Origin of the sequence: Amycolatopsis iheyensis, from assembly GCF_024703995.1 — a bacterium.
Classification (GTDB): Bacteria; Actinomycetota; Actinomycetes; order Mycobacteriales; family Pseudonocardiaceae; genus Amycolatopsis; species Amycolatopsis iheyensis.
Genome location: NZ_JAMXQV010000007.1, coordinates 1 through 13,908, shown reverse-complemented (window position 1 = coordinate 13,908; position 13,908 = coordinate 1). Strand labels below are relative to the sequence as shown.

Below are 13,908 nucleotides of genomic sequence, written 5' to 3'. Positions count from 1 at the left end.
CGAGCGCCACTCGATTGGACGCAGGAGCCAGGTCCGCTTCGAGTCGCTTATCAAGCCGGTGGTTCTTGGGCTTCTCTCCGCGTATCTGTGGTCTGTGCAGGCGTCTTATCCGTCAGCTCGATGAGAATGGCCAGCAAGTTGCGCGCCACGGCCGGCGTCAGCTCTGGTGGACCGTCCGGCAGGATCACACGAATCTGCTTGCCTATCAGTCCAGCGGTATCGCTCATCCGATCAGCCCAATGCGTCCAGAGCCTTCGAGCAAGATCTCTAAAAGCTGAACTTCGGTCGCTAGCTCCAGAACCGGACCAAGTGCTGGCCTCTGCACCGACATCCACGTTGATGGCCGCGATGAGCAGTTGTTCACCGCGGCCATCAACGCTGGCGACTAGAAGCAGCCCAGGTACGTCCACTTCAGGTAGACACCGTTGTGGTAGAGGTGAGTGCCGCCGCAGCCGACGCGGTTGGCCATGTTGAACAGCTGGTAGGTGTAGGCCGAGGTGCTGTCGGAGTAGGCGGTGTAGAGGTTGGTGCCGGACTGGTTCTGGAGCCAGACCGACGGCGCGGCCGAGTACCCCGGGAGGAAGTAGACGGTGACCCACTGCGTGCCGCAGCTGCGGCTGTAGCGCAGGTGGGCGGTGGCGGCGCGGGTCCCGCCGTCGTAGATGTCGGCGACGACCTCGCGCGACATGCTCGCCGCGCATCCGCTGGTCTGCGGATTGGGGTCGGAGGCAGTGGTCGCCGACGCTGTCCCGGCCGTGAACAGCAGGCCAATGGTCGCCGCCGCGATCACGAGTGCGCCGGCCCTGTGGCGGAGCGCCGTAACAAACTTCTGCAGGATTTCCATGGGTGACCTTTCGCCGAGCGTTGATGGCGCCGCCGAGTCAAGCGGCTGAATCATCGTCAGCAGCAGCTGTGGCGAAGGTCGATAGATTCGGCGTCCAGACCGTGTCCCGGACGCTGGCGGACACCGTTCACCTGCAGTTTTGGTGGGTCAGCATGGGGGCAGGGCCAAGCCTCCTCGGTAGGCTGGCGCCACGTAGACCTCTGAGATGTAGCCCCGTCGCCCGTCCGGCCAGATGACCTCGTACCAGAGAGCGGACGCTGAGGCGTTGGGGTTGGTCTTGATGCCGGGGGAGGAGATGTCGGCGTTCGTCAGCAGTTCGCCTTGGATGTGGCAGACCGCGGTGATCGCGGCTCCGGTGCTCATCTCGGTTCCAGGGAGCTTGCAGCCGATGTTCGCGCAGCGGGACACGGGACGCGAGGACAGGTAAGACGGGGAACGGTCTTCAAGCAGCCCGGATGGGCCGCTGGCGTACATATTCTGGACGATAAGGGTGCTGTGCGGCTGCCCCTGCAGGGCGGTCGCTGACTCCGCCAGGCTGTGGTCTCCGCTGCTCCCATCGGGCGAACTTGCAAGCGCGACCCAGAGCCAGATGCCGCCCGCCAGTAGGAGCGCCAGGCCAGCCGCGATGCCGAGCGTCCGGCGGGACACGCGAGGGCTCGGCGGGGCGCCGGTCTGGGGCTCATCGGGATTTGCAAGGCGGTCATATCGCGCTAGCCAGTGCTCGAGGTCCTCGCCAGCGACACCGATTTTGCTCAGTACGCCGCGCACTAAGTCGCGGTTCGGCAGCGTATGCCCGTTGCATGCCAGGGAAATTGTCGATTTTCCCCAGTTCGAAAGGGCCGCCGCTCGGCGCACGGACACCTTGCGGCGGCGGAGTTCAGCCCCGAAGTCTAAGCAGAAGCTCCGGGCAGAGTCGGGGGTGAGTGAGACGGAACTGTCATCCATGAGTACGGCCCCCTCGGCAGCTCTCTGGGACAGATACGGTATGTGCGCGTTGACACAAAGTCACTACGGCGTTAGGTGTAACTGGTGGTGACAGGCGGGCGTCCGTGGCTGGGAGCCAGCTCAAGGGAGATCAGGGTGCAGTGCGCGGCCCGGAACGGCCGTATCGGATTTTCTGGCGATCCGGCGTTCGGCTGGTAGCTCACGCGGGGGAGTGGGCGCGTCGCCGCGGAGACACAGCACTGCACTCACCGTGTGAGCGACCAGCTTGGCGCTCCGCGCCGGCCTCTCGGGTCGACGCGGAGCGTTCTGTTCGATCAGAGGCTCGGCACTCGTCCGCGCCGAGGCCGCATCGCCCAGGCACCCAGCAGACTCAGACCGCCAACGAGCGTGCTCAGCGATGCGCCGACTGCTGGTCCGCTCGTCATGAACACCGCGACGATGATTCCGCCGGCCACTGCGAGCAGCAGACACACACGCAAGGTCGGCGCCCAGCCTGCCAGGATGGCCATCGCTAGACACAGCCAGTTGTCGCCGGTGAAGCGTCGCCGCCGCACCAGGCCGCGCCGAATCATGACTCGATCGGCTGCAGCCAGCATCTCGTCACGGCTTGCGATGCGTCGTGGCCGGACGTCATCGCCGTGTTTTGCGACAACTTTGACCCGATGGGGTCCTTCTTTGTCTGGCGTCTTGCCAATATCAGGTTGTACAGTCACTGCGTCCTATTCCTTGTGTCGCAAGCGAGTAGTCGGACAACCCGCGTGGCCCTCTGGTGCAACAGGGGGCCACGCAGCACCGGGCTAGGTCTCACCCCCAGTTCGGTTAGAGACATCTTGGCGAAGCCGATTGGTTACCCTCGCGTAGCACTCAGGGTGTCGCGCTGAGCGGTAGCGGCAGATCGTTCAACGGCTGGGTGACGGGCTTGGCTACGCTCTGCAATGAGCGTGGCCGATCTTCGATGAGCGCGCCTGCCGCCTCATCACGGCCAGTCGTCCCAGCTGGTGCTGTGCCTTGATGTGCTGATGTGTGGACGCCCAGTTAGGAGCTCTGGTCAGGAGGAATGAGCTCGGACTCCGGCGTCGAGAGCAAGGGGTCGGGCGATGCCTCAGACCACGCCTGCGGCGCCGGGCCGAACGCGCGTCGGGCGGCCCGGACGGACAGGGCGGCCATGGTGGCGTTGGCGCCGCCGCCGATCGCCGCGCCGATGCCGAACGGGACCACCCGGCTGAGAACGATGATTCCTTGCTTGGTGCCGTACTTGGTGATGAAGTTCTTGCCGAGGACCTTGTTGATTTTGAGCAGTGTGGCCGTGGGCACTTTGTCGACGAGGTGACGGGCCCAGTGCTTGCCGGTGCGTTCGGCGATCTTGCCGATGGTCGTGGAGCCGGACTCGCCGAGCAGGATCCCCATGACGAGCGTGCGGCGGCGTTCGATCTCGTCCGGCTGGACTCCGTGGACCTCGGCGAGGGAGAGCACGAACAGGGTGCTCAGTTCGAGCGAGGAGAAGAACTCGCCCGCCGACAGCGCCAGTGCGATCCCGGTGCCGACGGCTGGCGCGGCCGCGGTGGCCCCGACTGCGGCTCCCGTTGACGCCAGGGCGCTGACGTACATCCGCTCCAGAGTGCGGACGACCTCCGCCGGTGTCGCCTCCGGGTTGCGCTGGCGCGCCCGCACGATGTTCTTGCCGACCAGCGGTGCCTGTGCGCCGATGGCCTTGTCCAGCAGCCCGAGGATCGGCTGGCCTCGTCCGCTCGACTCCGGGATCGGTCCTTCGAGGGCGTCAGAGACCACGCCGCGCTCCTTGATTCGTCGCGTTTCACCCAGTTTTGCACCTGGACGACCACGACCGTTCGCAGAGGTGCCTTCCGCGGACGGCCACTCGTCGGAGTGAACATCGCATCTGCGTCGTTCACATGGGACGACACTAAACATCTGGAGCCGGCGGCGAGAGCGAGTCGGACTGCCGCGCGGATCGGAGGCGGCCGTGACCAGCAGCGCTGAGCACGATCCGTGGGCTGCACTGGACGCGTTGTGGGGCAGGGGAACGGCGAAACCGGTTGATGCGACCGTGGATGCCACCGCGTTCTACGGCCGATGCTCCACGGAAGATAACCAAGATCCGCAGACTTCGCGAGGTTGGCAGCTGGGCAACGCTCGGCGGTTCATCGAACCGCGCGGCGGGACGATCGTCGCTGAGTACTTCGACGTCGGTGAGTCCCGCTCAGTGCCGTGGCATCGGCGGCCGGCCGCCGCCCAGCTGCTGCTCGACCTGAAAGACCGCGGCCGTGGGTGGACCGCCGTGGTGGTCGGCGAGGGGACCAGATGCTGGTTTGGTAATCAGTTCTCCTTGACCGCGCCGCGGCTGGCGGCGTACGGCGTCGACCTCTGGGTACCCGAGCTGGGAGGCCGGTACGAGGCGCGGAACCCGTCGCACGCCATGCTGATGAGTCTGCTCGGAGGGATGAGCGAGTCCGAGCGTCGGCACGTCCAGCTGCGGGTACGCGCTGCGATGGACGCACAGGTTCGCAACGAAGGCCGGCATCAGGGCGGCCGCGCCCCCTACGGCTACGTCGTGGTCGACGGCGGCGTGCACCCGCATCCGCGCAAGGCCGCCGAGGGGCTTCACCTCCGAGTACTGCAGCTCGACCCGGAGGCGGCAGTGGTCGTGGCGCGAATCTTCGCCGAGTACCTGGAGAGCCACACCGACCGGGAGATCGCCTCGGCCCTAAACCGCGACGGGATCCCGTGCCCATCTGCACGGTGCCCGGCACAGAACCGCCACCGACCGTGCGACGGCTGGCAGGCCAGCACTGTCCGCGCCATCCTCGAGAACCCCCGCTACACCGGCTACGCCGTGTTCGGCCGCTGGACGAAGCACGACGTCCTGCTTGACCCCGATGACGTAGCCGCCGGCCATGCCGTTCGGTTCCGGCGGGCGGCTCCAGGCGATGCTGTGCGCTCGGAACGGCCGGCCCACCCGGGCATCGTCTCGGTGGCCGACTTCACCCAAGTTCAACTACTACGCCGTGCCAAGGCTCGTGGCGGCAGCATGATCGAACGCGCTGCGCGCCGTACGGTGCACCAGTACCGCTTCCGCGGGCTGATCCGTTGTGCGCTCTGCGGCCGCAAAATGGAGAGTTCCATCAACGGCGGTCGCATCTACTACCGCTGTCGCGCTCGGACGCTGCCGACCCGAGCGAGGCCGGCCGACCATCCAGCCACGGTCTATCTCCGTGAGGATGCCGTCGTGCAGCGGGTTGGACCGTGGATTGCAGCGAACCAGCTGGCGGGCGCCGCGGGGCTACCAGGCTCGGGCCAACGCGAGGCTACTGCGGGGGCAGCCGACGCGTACCGCGCTCTCGGGCTTGGGCTTCAGTTCGACCCCAACTCGGCGACGCTAACTGGGGTCATCGCGTCGCAGTCTGTCGGCCGGGTTGAACCGGCCGCGGCGACCCGGCGCACGTGGACGAACGTTCCCTGAAGTCATCGAGGTCTGAAGCGTCGGATTCAGGCTGTCGTGGACGACCAAGCAGTGCTCGTGTATTGGCGCCGTGGTGGCCGGACCTGCTTGCCCGGCCACCACGACGCGTCTGTTGTGGTCTACAGCTGTCCGAACTCGTCCGGCCCGACCAGGAGCAGGTGGGGAACTGGTCCGTCGGCCGGGCGCAGCTGGATCAAGTGCTCTTCCTCGCCGTCGGCGTTGTGCCCTTTGGCGAGCCTGCTCATCCGGCCTCGAGCGTGCACCTGGACGACGTACCACCCGGAACCGGGCAGGGCGATCTCGTGTTGCACGGTCAAGCCGGTGCCGAGAATGTCAACGGAACCATGGGTCACTTCGATGCCGCGTTGCACCACCGAGTCCCAGGAAGAGAAGTTGGTCTCCAGTGGGCCGGTGCCGGTGTCGATGGTGACGTTCAGCGGTCCCCATTCCAGGCCGGTGAGTACCACGAACCAGCGGTCTTCGCCGGTGGTCAGTCGATCCTCGGGTTCGGGCCAGCCGTCGTCGATGATGATCTCGGTATCTTCGACGCGGTACTGGCCGTCGCTGACGTTGACCACGAGTTCGCGGCGAGCAGATGGTCCTAGCGATCCCATGAATTTCGACCGTCCGGCAGGAAAGCGATAACCCAGAACGCTTCTTGTTCCATGATCCTACAGTAACCTATGTAGTTCGCGGTCTGTGCGCCCTGGGAACTGTTGGCTTCGGGAATGACGTACTCGACCGAGTAGGGTCCGCCGGACGCTGCGCCTTCCCGCGAGCGGGCGATGGGGTATTCGTCGCAGCTCTTGCCTGGGGGCGTACCACCTGAGGGGCATGCCACGTTGCGGTTGGCGGCTTCCGTGGCGTCGTTGCCCAGGGTCAGCGGCTGTCCGACGCCGTACCAGCCGTAGTGCGGCGCCAGCGAGCCTTCGGCGTCGTAGACGTGCTGGGCGACCTCGGCCACCTTCGGGTAGATGGTCGCGTCGTAGGCGATGTCGGCCGGATTTTCAGCGGCCACGCAGCCCGGGCTCTTGCGCACGATGCGGTCGCATCGCCCGACGACGCCGTTGTACTCCGACGCGTTCATCGACACCTTCGAGGCGGGCGCGCCGGCCGGGGTCACGACCAGCCACGGACCGACGTAGCCAGACAGGTTCACGTAGTTGCCGGTCCCCTGGGACACCACGCCGGTCTCGCGCTGCTCCCAGCCCTGGCTTTCGGTCACGCCCGTCAGCAGCTTCACCGCGTACGAGGCTCCGCCGGGGTCACAGACGAGCGTGTCGCGGGCGCAGCCGTTGCTCATGACGCCGGTCGCACCGGGGAGCTCCGTACCGGTGGCGTTAGTGACCTTCACGCTGGTCCGCAGCGACCAGTTCAAGCTGTTCCAGTTCCAGCCGACACGGGTGTCGAAGTACAGGTCCTCCGACCCAATCTGTTTGCCGGGCACGCCGTTGATGACCTCGTAGACGATATAACCCCAGTTCAGCCCCATGCACGAGTTGGCGCGCCAGAATCCTGGGCACTGAGGCTCGGCGTTGACACGTGCGCCGGTCGCTCCGGTCGTCATGACCGCCGACTTGCCGGCCGACGTGACCGACGCGGTGAAGTTGGTTGCCTTCGTCAGCGGCTTGGTTGCCACACAGCGTCCAGTGAAGCTCGGCGCCAGGCCGGCACAGGTGTTCTGGCTGGCCTGCGCGGCCAGTTGCTGGAACTGAGCCGTTGACGGTCTCACAGCTGGCTGATCATCTGCACTGGCCGCCGGAGCGAATCCGGCGACTACGGTGACGGCGGCTGCCGCGACAGCGCCGACTCTCACCATGATTTTTCGTAGCATTCTTTGACTCCCTCTTCGGTATTCGAAAACGAACCGATAAGAGCGTCACGAAATGGCGCATCAGGTTGGAACCGAAGCGCAACTATCGCGACTATGCCACAGGGGCTGGCCTGAGAGCAGAGTCATCGCAGAATTTCCGCGGTCGATGATGATCGCCGCGATCACGAATCCCCCTCGTCAGTCAGCGCCCTCCCCGACTGCTGTGACGATCATCGAGTCTGCCACGAACATCTGAGCGAACAACCCGCCGAACGAGTGATGTCAACCAAGTGTCGACGGAACGTGTAAGACACTGACAGTGCGCCCGGGACAATTCTTATCACCTCGCTACAGAGGCCATCTCGGATTTGCTCAAACGGTTGCCGACGGCGCGAACGCGATGGCCTACAGCTTCCTAGCGTCGAACAAGCTGGCGCTCTCGACGTCGCTAGCCACGGCCCCGTCAGGAGCGCTGTTCGGGAGGGACGAGCTGATAATGCAGCGTCGGAAGCGCGGGATCGAGCGATGTCTCGAGCCACGCCTGCGGTGCCGGGCCGAACGCTTGCCGGGTGGTCCGGACGGACAGGGTGGCTCTGATGGCCAGTGTGCGGCGGGGGATGCTGAACCGTGACGTGACATGCGTAACTGTGAGGCGCGTCGCGACGACTTGGGAAAGAAATGTCTAGGGCAACAAAGGGGACGCAAGTCGCAGGGCAGGCCGACGTTGCGTTGTCTAGCATATGTTGCTGCTCGTGATTAGGACGGAGTAGTGAGTAGGTATGTCGGATTCAGAGGGAGCTAACAAGCCTGCGCAGGACAACGATTCAGGTGTTGAGAAGACCACCTCGTTTGCGCTCCGTGGTGCTGCAGGAGCAGTGGTTGTCCTGGCGATTGGTCTGGTACTGCAAGGAGCATTCGGCAGCAAGGCTGCAGTCTGCAACTCGCCGCTAGGGCAGATGGGGCAACTCCATGGTGAGCTGTCAGATACGGCCGCTTGCGGGGGCGTCGTAGTGGGTGACCAGGTAGGCATTGCGTTCACGTGGGCGGGTGCAATTGGTCTTGGACTGCTCGCCCTGATCCTGATACTTGCCTTCGCGACCAAGGACAACTCGCTGTGAGAGCGGCCGGTGTCCCGCGTATCCGTGCGTTATTGGTGACCTCGCTGCTGCTAGGTGCTTCCTTGGCGGGCTGTGCGGCACGATCTGTGGATAACTACTGCTCAGTCTTCTACGGCCAAGGGCAGGTCTTTCGGCAGCGTGCGATTGATGCGAATCACAGTAATGACCCTTTGGCTGTGCTTAGCGAACTCGTCGGTGCGCCGGCGCAGCTTGCCGAATTTTTTGACAAGTTGGACGCCGTTGCGCCGAATGAGATTGAGCCCGATGTGGCACAACTGCGTGATGCATACAAAGCGTCGGCGAGCTCCATGGGATCAGGGGGTAGCGTCGACCCCCTCGGTGCGGCGGCGGACGGGCTCATACTCAGCTTGACCGTTTACCAACCCGCTCAGAGGGTCGATAATTACACGCTAAAGGAGTGCGGTAAGCCGCCAGTGGGTTGAGTTAATTGTCGTAGAAGATCTTGGCGTTCTGAAGGTGTAAGCCGCTTTCAGCGACGAGTCATGTGGAGCGGCCCCGATCGCGCCGGTTAGGCGGCCACTCCTTGCGTGAACGACGACGTTCGCCAGGTCCGTAATGCTCAGGAAGTTCAGCGCCAGGATGTCGGCTTCGGTTACCGTGTCGACCGCGTAGTCCGGCCAGCCCCGAGGGCATGCCGGTCGAGTAGCTCGTGTTGGGATGCGTAGTCGTTGGCTGGGGTAGTCCGCTGGCATCGACTTGCGGTCCGCGAAGACGGTGCTGGCAAGTAGCCTTGGTTGGATCACTTGTCGGCAGCCACTTCGTGGGCACAATCGCCTGTCACTGGTCGTCAGTCTTTTCCTGCGCAGCACACGCCTACGGGCCGGCCCACAAGTCGCCATCCATGTCGTGACGTTGTTGAGCAGGACCTGGAGAGATCGTCGGATCTCGCCAGCTGATACCTACGCCGCCCTAGCCTCCAGCCGACGCACACGCTTATCTAAGTCATGTATGGCCGTGTCATTCTTCACGAGCTCGCTACCGACAGCGTTCTGAATCTCGTTAAGTTGCCCATCGATGTCATCGAAGCGCTCATCCATACGATCTAAGCGCTTGTCCATACTGTCGAAACGCTTGTTCATCTCATCCTTCAACTCGTTCTTAAGGTCGGCTGTCGCCTGCGACACCGTCGTCGATACGTATTGCTTCAAATCGTCAAGTAGTTGCTCATTTGTCATATACTCCTATTATCTGAAATATCCACGACACCGTCAAGGCTGAAGTTCGGCCTACATCGTCCGAATTCGTCGTCACCGCATCGGGTGATACTGCCTGTGAAGTATGGCGATCATGACAGCGTTCGACGAGTCTATCTCGCCAGAAGCCGTGACCGTATCCTTTTGGTCGATCGCACGGCTGATACTTCGAGAGGATCCAAAGTGACAAAGAAGAGCAAGACGCCGACGGTGCAATGGATGAATGACGGCTCCTCCGTTTCGTGTCCGCCGTGGTGCGAGGGGGAACTGCACAGCGATACCGATCACCCGGACGATCGGGTGCACCACTCGCCGCAGCTGTGGTCGTTTCTGCCGAAGCTCATGAATCCGAACTACCACTGGCCGATCAAGGGAGAGCCTGGTCGCTTCGACCACGGCCCGTGGGAAGTAAACGTCTATATCCAGCAGGGCTGGCGCGAACGGGAGCCGTCGATCGAGCTGGTGCCCGACATGCTCGGTTCTGACATGGGCAAGGGGTTGAAGCTGACGATCGATGAGGCGAAGAAACTGCGCAGCGTGCTCGACGAAGCCTTGGCGCTCGCTGAGGTGCGGCCATCGACGCGCCGAGCGAAGCTCAAGTCGGTGGGTGCCGCCTCGTAGTCGGCCACAGAGTTGCCACGCCGCCAAGAGGTAGTCGACGTCGGGAGGGTCACTCCGATCCGGATTCGTCTACCCGTCAGCTGTCGTCAGGCTTCTTGCGAGGTGTACGCTGGCGGGCTGGCCTGGCGGGCGCCTCCTCGACGGGCTCGGGCTCCGGCTCGGCAACCAATGTGGCGGGCTGGCCGGCTTCGAAGGCTGCGTAGATCTCGTTCGAGATCCGTCCGCGCTCCGAAACTTCATAGCCGTTGGCCATCGCCCAAGCACGCACCTGCTGGTTGTGCTCGCGGCTGGCCGTACTGGTCGAGCCACCACGGTTGTCGCCGCCGCCCGCCGTCGACTGGCCCGCTGCCACGCGGATACGACGTCCCCCGATGCGCTGACCAGCCTCGATATACCGTGCGAACACGTCGCGCAGCGCCTGGGCGTTCTCGTCGGACAGGTCGATCTCGTACGAGACGCCGTCGAGGGCAAAGGGCACCGTCTGCGTGGCGGTCTCGCCGTCGAGGTCGTCAACGATCTCAACGAGGACTTTCTGAGCCATGGAGCAGGCCTTTCAACAGAACGACATGAGCATGCGCTTACGAGCGCACTACCGAGCATAGATTCAGTACACGGAGGTAGCGGGGTGATACACGGCGCTGGACACCTTGTCAGCCGGAAGAGGACCTTCGTCATGATTCAGCAGCCTGTACGCGAAGGGCTACAAAACAGGCCACCTCCCGGGTCAGTCGCGCGGGCGGGCTTCGTACCCGAACGTCAGGCCCTCGGGTGCGAGTTCGGCCAGATTTGCGAGGGTTGGCTCGGTGTTTCGGCCCCACATCTTGCTGAGAATCCACGTCCGATCGGCCTCGCGTAGAGGCGATTCGATGAACCAGCGGCGCAGGTTGCCTTTGGCCTTGGGGTACCGGGTGACGAACTCTTCGGCAAGGTCGTCGTCACTGGGGGAGCCTGCAAGACTGAGCATGCGCTGGCCGGGAATGGCTTCGGCCAGTTGGGCACCGGGCACGCCGGCGGCGTGGAGTCCGCTCACCAGCGCGAGGACCGCTTGACGCTTCCGCAGCGGCTCGGTGCTCCCTTCCGGCGTGGTGATCACGTACGGCGTCCAGTCCCGGCCTTCACCAACCCGAGCGGCGCGCGCCTGGGACTCTCGGCGCCGAAGTTGAATGGTCAGGTCGGCAGCTTCCGGGAGCGGGATGACCTGCTGAACGTCGAGGAGTAGCCGCTCGCCGACCTTGTATGGAGTAAGCCGAACGCACTGGGTGTCTAGGCCATAAACCTCGTTCAGCCACAACACGGTCGTGGTGATCTCCCGGTCGAACCCACCCGACACCAGCACCACGCGGACATCGCGGGTCAGGACGGCGTCTTCACCTCCAACGTCCTCGAGCCACTCGGCCAACTGGCCGCGGGCGTTATCCACCTCGTCGGGCTTGACCTGGAGCAAGTAGCGCTCGTATGCCTCGCTGACGTCGTCGAAGGTGAGCGCGGAGACCATGGCGGCGTAGCGCAGCGCTTGAAGCTCGAGGTGCCCGCCGTCGGTAGTGCGTTTGAGCTCGATGACTACGGGTTTGCCCTCGCGGTCGATGCCGAGCAGGTCGATCCGTCGCCTAGCGCCGGCGAACTCGGCGAACTCCTCGCTGACGATGAGGACGTCTTCGACGACGGTGTCGATCTGGGCGCGCAGGAGCCGCTGCAGGTCGGCGCGTTCGAGGATTTGCTCCGCGGCAAAGGTGGACGTCGGTACGGTCTCTAGCTTGTCGGCGTTGAGTTCGAAGAGCGGCATGCGCGCTAGCTTTACGGGCGCCGAGCATGAAAGGGAAGCACCGCCGTGTCACAGCCGTATCACCCTGCTGCTGTACATGACCTGGGTCGGTATTGGCCTCGGCGGCCTCGAACGACTCGCGAATCCTCGTGACATCTGGAGGCACGAGGCTGGGATCGAGTTGAGTGTTGCTCAGATCGGTGGCTCGGCGAAGGTGCCTGGTACTTGACGTCCTCGCAAGATTTGACAAATTCTGGACAAAAGTGTGCACGTGTGTTGACCGCTGGAGTTGCGTATAATCGGAGAATGAGCACTATGACCTACGACATCGCTGTCTCCTTTGCCGGCGAGCAGCGTGAATACGTTGTCCAGTTCGTTGAGGCGTGTAAGGCTAGAGGAATTTCGGTCTTCTACGACCGCGATCTTACCAACGACTGGTGGGGCAAGAACTTCATCCGTGAGCAGCGTAAGGTCTACGGTAAGAACACCCGCTACTTCTTGCCCTTCATCTCCACCGAGTACTTGGCCAAGCCGGTTCCACGTGACGAGTTCTCCGCCGCCATGATAACTGCAGTCAACCGAGGTGATGGCTACGTCTTACCTGTCCTCTGGGGGCACGTCGAGGTGCCGACCGACCTCCTGCACCCGCACATCCACCACCTGAGGGCAGACGACTACACACCGGAGCAGTTGGCAGAGGCTGTGGCGCGGCGAATTGGAGTGGGCGGGCAGCAGCCGGCCCGCGATATCAGTGAAGTCGTGCAAGAAGCGCTCGAGTACCGCATGCCGAAGGTCGTACCGCAGAACTTCAGCACATACCGGGAACTAGACATCACTTACGACTACCTGGCCGATCAGCTGCAAGCCGCTGTGCACCAGCTCGAATCCATCGGCTTCGTCGGCACTGTCCGGCGCGGCGAGTCGAAGATCGCAGTCCGCATCGAGCGCCAGGGCCAGACAGTCTACGGACTCGACATCGAGAAGGGTGGCCCGTACGGAGACAGCAGCTTGAACTTCGTCATTGGTACTCATCGTGTGGGTGCCGGTGGCAGCTCGAGCAACGGACACGCGACGCCCTTCTTCGACCGTGAGGCTCAGGTGCCCAAGCTTCGGATGTTCAACCTGTCTGTCTTCCAGGAGGTGGGCGGGCCAGACAGGGAGTACACGAAAGAGGAGTTCTTTGCTGCCCTATGGGACCGCATCGTCGAACAGATTGAGTGTTAGACAGCAGCGATGCAGTCTCATGTCGATAGTTCGTCAGACCGCTACGCGTCAGTAACCATGTCTTGGTCGTAGTACCGCACTTCTCCAGTGTCCGGAAAGTGGATGCCGAGGCAGTACACAAAGCCGGCTGGGCCGCCCACGCCGAAGTTCTTGCCTGGATCGATGACGATGCCGACGTCTTCACGGTCGCGAACCTTGACGCGGCGAGGCTGGGGAGGTTGCTCATCGAGATATCGCATAGTCATCCTCGGGTTCGTGAACTACTGGGCTGGTACGGTCGCGATAGGAACATGCCTGAGCGTGAGAGTACGTCCGCCACCTGCGAGCCAGAGTGCCACGGCCACCTAAGGCGCGCCGAGACCAGGGGGCATCGTGAAGCAAGATCTGCACACTGGCGCTGTCGGGAGGTCGTTCCGAGCTGGACAACGGTGGGCGGCTGCCGCGTTGCGCGACCAGCACATCGAGGTGTTCGTCGCCGAGCTTCCTGAGCAGGTGCGCGCCGGAATCCTCGAGGCTCAGCGCCGCCAGTACCGGCAGCACCGCGCATCGGGGGCTTTCCGCAAGTCTTGGTCGATCAAGGCCCACCTGTGGCTGAGGAGCCTAAGAAGCCGGCGAGTCGTGGTGACCGAAGAGATGAGTCCCCACCTGTTCGTGTAAGCCCTGGTGGGAGCCGCCCGTTCCTGCATCACTCGAACGTGTGTCAACCGCCATTCGGCGCGTCTTATCTCATCTAAGTCCGCCTACCGCCCGTTACCGGCCGCTCTGATGGCGCTCTCCGAGATGGGCCAGCCATGCTCTCCGAAATGGGCCAGCTGAGGAGTGCAGCGTAACCGGTGTCAGCGGCGGAGCGGGATCACTCCGTCGGGTGCCGCGACGGGCATCTGCGGCC

The 13,908-nt window shown here is 63.6% G+C and carries 16 protein-coding genes; 5 read left to right on the top strand and 11 right to left on the bottom strand.

The genetic code is table 11. The features are described 5' to 3' along the window. Positions 1-50 precede the first annotated feature (50 nt). From M8542_RS14425 to M8542_RS14405, 5 genes are all read right to left on the bottom strand, one after another. Entirely contained in the window at positions 51-227 is a 177-nt protein-coding gene (locus tag M8542_RS14425; RefSeq protein ID WP_257920650.1) for a hypothetical protein, read from the bottom strand. A 158-nt stretch (positions 228-385) separates the two neighbouring features. Next, complete coding sequence (locus M8542_RS14420) at positions 386-688, bottom strand: hypothetical protein (RefSeq protein WP_372508526.1); 303 nt, start codon at positions 686-688, stop codon at positions 386-388. Positions 689-991: 303 nt separating this feature from the next. Continuing rightward, positions 992-1,789 carry a hypothetical protein gene (locus M8542_RS14415; protein ID WP_257920648.1) on the bottom strand — a complete coding sequence of 266 codons (798 nt, stop codon included), beginning with the start codon at positions 1,787-1,789 and terminating at the stop codon, positions 992-994. A 314-nt stretch (positions 1,790-2,103) separates the two neighbouring features. Further along, positions 2,104-2,502 carry a hypothetical protein gene (locus M8542_RS14410; protein ID WP_257920647.1) on the bottom strand — a complete coding sequence of 133 codons (399 nt, stop codon included), beginning with the start codon at positions 2,500-2,502 and terminating at the stop codon, positions 2,104-2,106. A 322-nt stretch (positions 2,503-2,824) separates the two neighbouring features. Then, on the bottom strand, positions 2,825-3,577 hold the full coding sequence (locus M8542_RS14405; protein WP_257920646.1) for a hypothetical protein: 753 nt from the start codon (positions 3,575-3,577) through the stop codon (positions 2,825-2,827). Positions 3,578-3,770: 193 nt separating this feature from the next. Between M8542_RS14405 and M8542_RS14400 the strand changes: the two genes are divergently transcribed. Further along, on the top strand, positions 3,771-5,267 hold the full coding sequence (locus M8542_RS14400; protein WP_257920645.1) for a recombinase family protein: 1,497 nt from the start codon (positions 3,771-3,773) through the stop codon (positions 5,265-5,267). Between the two features lie 119 nt (positions 5,268-5,386). Here the strand turns inward: M8542_RS14400 and M8542_RS14395 are convergent, their stop codons facing one another. Beyond that, positions 5,387-5,881 carry a hypothetical protein gene (locus tag M8542_RS14395; protein ID WP_257920644.1) on the bottom strand — a complete coding sequence of 165 codons (495 nt, stop codon included), beginning with the start codon at positions 5,879-5,881 and terminating at the stop codon, positions 5,387-5,389. Further along, positions 5,869-7,101 carry a NucA/NucB deoxyribonuclease domain-containing protein gene (locus tag M8542_RS14390; protein WP_257920643.1) on the bottom strand — a complete coding sequence of 411 codons (1,233 nt, stop codon included), beginning with the start codon at positions 7,099-7,101 and terminating at the stop codon, positions 5,869-5,871. The genes M8542_RS14395 and M8542_RS14390 overlap by 13 nt, the downstream gene beginning before the upstream one ends. A 758-nt stretch (positions 7,102-7,859) precedes the next feature. Here M8542_RS14390 and M8542_RS14385 point away from each other — a divergent pair. After that, complete coding sequence (locus tag M8542_RS14385) at positions 7,860-8,198, top strand: hypothetical protein (RefSeq protein WP_257920642.1); 339 nt, start codon at positions 7,860-7,862, stop codon at positions 8,196-8,198. Between the two features lie 920 nt (positions 8,199-9,118). Here M8542_RS14385 and M8542_RS14380 read toward each other — a convergent pair. After that, on the bottom strand, positions 9,119-9,394 hold the full coding sequence (locus tag M8542_RS14380) for a hypothetical protein (protein ID WP_257920641.1): 276 nt from the start codon (positions 9,392-9,394) through the stop codon (positions 9,119-9,121). A gap of 201 nt (positions 9,395-9,595) precedes the next feature. On the opposite strand from M8542_RS14380, the gene M8542_RS14375 reads away from it, so the two are divergent. Beyond that, on the top strand, positions 9,596-10,033 hold the full coding sequence (locus tag M8542_RS14375) for a DUF6907 domain-containing protein (protein ID WP_257920640.1): 438 nt from the start codon (positions 9,596-9,598) through the stop codon (positions 10,031-10,033). Between the two features lie 76 nt (positions 10,034-10,109). Here M8542_RS14375 and M8542_RS14370 read toward each other — a convergent pair whose 3' ends face one another. Together M8542_RS14370 and M8542_RS14365 are read right to left on the bottom strand one after the other, a co-directional pair. Further along, positions 10,110-10,574: a histone-like nucleoid-structuring protein Lsr2 gene (locus M8542_RS14370; protein WP_257920639.1), complete on the bottom strand. Its 465-nt coding sequence runs from the start codon at positions 10,572-10,574 to the stop codon at positions 10,110-10,112. A gap of 183 nt (positions 10,575-10,757) precedes the next feature. Next, on the bottom strand, positions 10,758-11,816 hold the full coding sequence (locus M8542_RS14365; RefSeq protein WP_257920638.1) for a PDDEXK family nuclease: 1,059 nt from the start codon (positions 11,814-11,816) through the stop codon (positions 10,758-10,760). A 294-nt stretch (positions 11,817-12,110) separates the two neighbouring features. On the opposite strand from M8542_RS14365, the gene M8542_RS14360 reads away from it, so the two are divergent. Beyond that, positions 12,111-13,019, top strand: a complete 909-nt coding sequence (locus M8542_RS14360) for a toll/interleukin-1 receptor domain-containing protein (RefSeq protein ID WP_257920637.1) — start codon at positions 12,111-12,113, stop codon at positions 13,017-13,019. Between the two features lie 41 nt (positions 13,020-13,060). Here the strand turns inward: M8542_RS14360 and M8542_RS14355 are convergent, their stop codons facing one another. Beyond that, a complete protein-coding gene (locus M8542_RS14355; RefSeq protein WP_257920636.1) occupies positions 13,061-13,258 on the bottom strand; it encodes a hypothetical protein in 198 nt (65 codons plus the stop codon). A gap of 133 nt (positions 13,259-13,391) precedes the next feature. Here M8542_RS14355 and M8542_RS14350 point away from each other — a divergent pair, with 133 nt between their 5' ends. Further along, positions 13,392-13,676, top strand: coding sequence for a hypothetical protein (locus tag M8542_RS14350; RefSeq protein ID WP_257920635.1), 285 nt, complete (start codon positions 13,392-13,394; stop codon positions 13,674-13,676). Positions 13,677-13,908: the final 232 nt, after the last annotated feature.

What these genes read in the sequence shown, in the direction of transcription:
- M8542_RS14425 (WP_257920650.1), bottom strand. Translation starts at nt 227, where the DNA reads ATGAGCGATACCGCTGGACTGATAGGCAAGCAGATTCGTGTGATCCTG.
- M8542_RS14420 (WP_372508526.1), bottom strand. Translation starts at nt 688, where the DNA reads ATGTCGCGCGAGGTCGTCGCCGACATCTACGACGGCGGGACCCGCGCC.
- M8542_RS14415 (WP_257920648.1), bottom strand. Translation starts at nt 1,789, where the DNA reads ATGGATGACAGTTCCGTCTCACTCACCCCCGACTCTGCCCGGAGCTTC.
- M8542_RS14395 (WP_257920644.1), bottom strand. Translation starts at nt 5,881, where the DNA reads ATGGGATCGCTAGGACCATCTGCTCGCCGCGAACTCGTGGTCAACGTC.
- M8542_RS14390 (WP_257920643.1), bottom strand. Translation starts at nt 7,101, where the DNA reads ATGCTACGAAAAATCATGGTGAGAGTCGGCGCTGTCGCGGCAGCCGCC.
- M8542_RS14385 (WP_257920642.1), top strand. Translation starts at nt 7,860, where the DNA reads ATGTCGGATTCAGAGGGAGCTAACAAGCCTGCGCAGGACAACGATTCA.
- M8542_RS14380 (WP_257920641.1), bottom strand. Translation starts at nt 9,394, where the DNA reads ATGACAAATGAGCAACTACTTGACGATTTGAAGCAATACGTATCGACG.
- M8542_RS14370 (WP_257920639.1), bottom strand. Translation starts at nt 10,574, where the DNA reads ATGGCTCAGAAAGTCCTCGTTGAGATCGTTGACGACCTCGACGGCGAG.
- M8542_RS14365 (WP_257920638.1), bottom strand. Translation starts at nt 11,816, where the DNA reads ATGCCGCTCTTCGAACTCAACGCCGACAAGCTAGAGACCGTACCGACG.
- M8542_RS14360 (WP_257920637.1), top strand. Translation starts at nt 12,111, where the DNA reads ATGACCTACGACATCGCTGTCTCCTTTGCCGGCGAGCAGCGTGAATAC.
- M8542_RS14355 (WP_257920636.1), bottom strand. Translation starts at nt 13,258, where the DNA reads ATGCGATATCTCGATGAGCAACCTCCCCAGCCTCGCCGCGTCAAGGTT.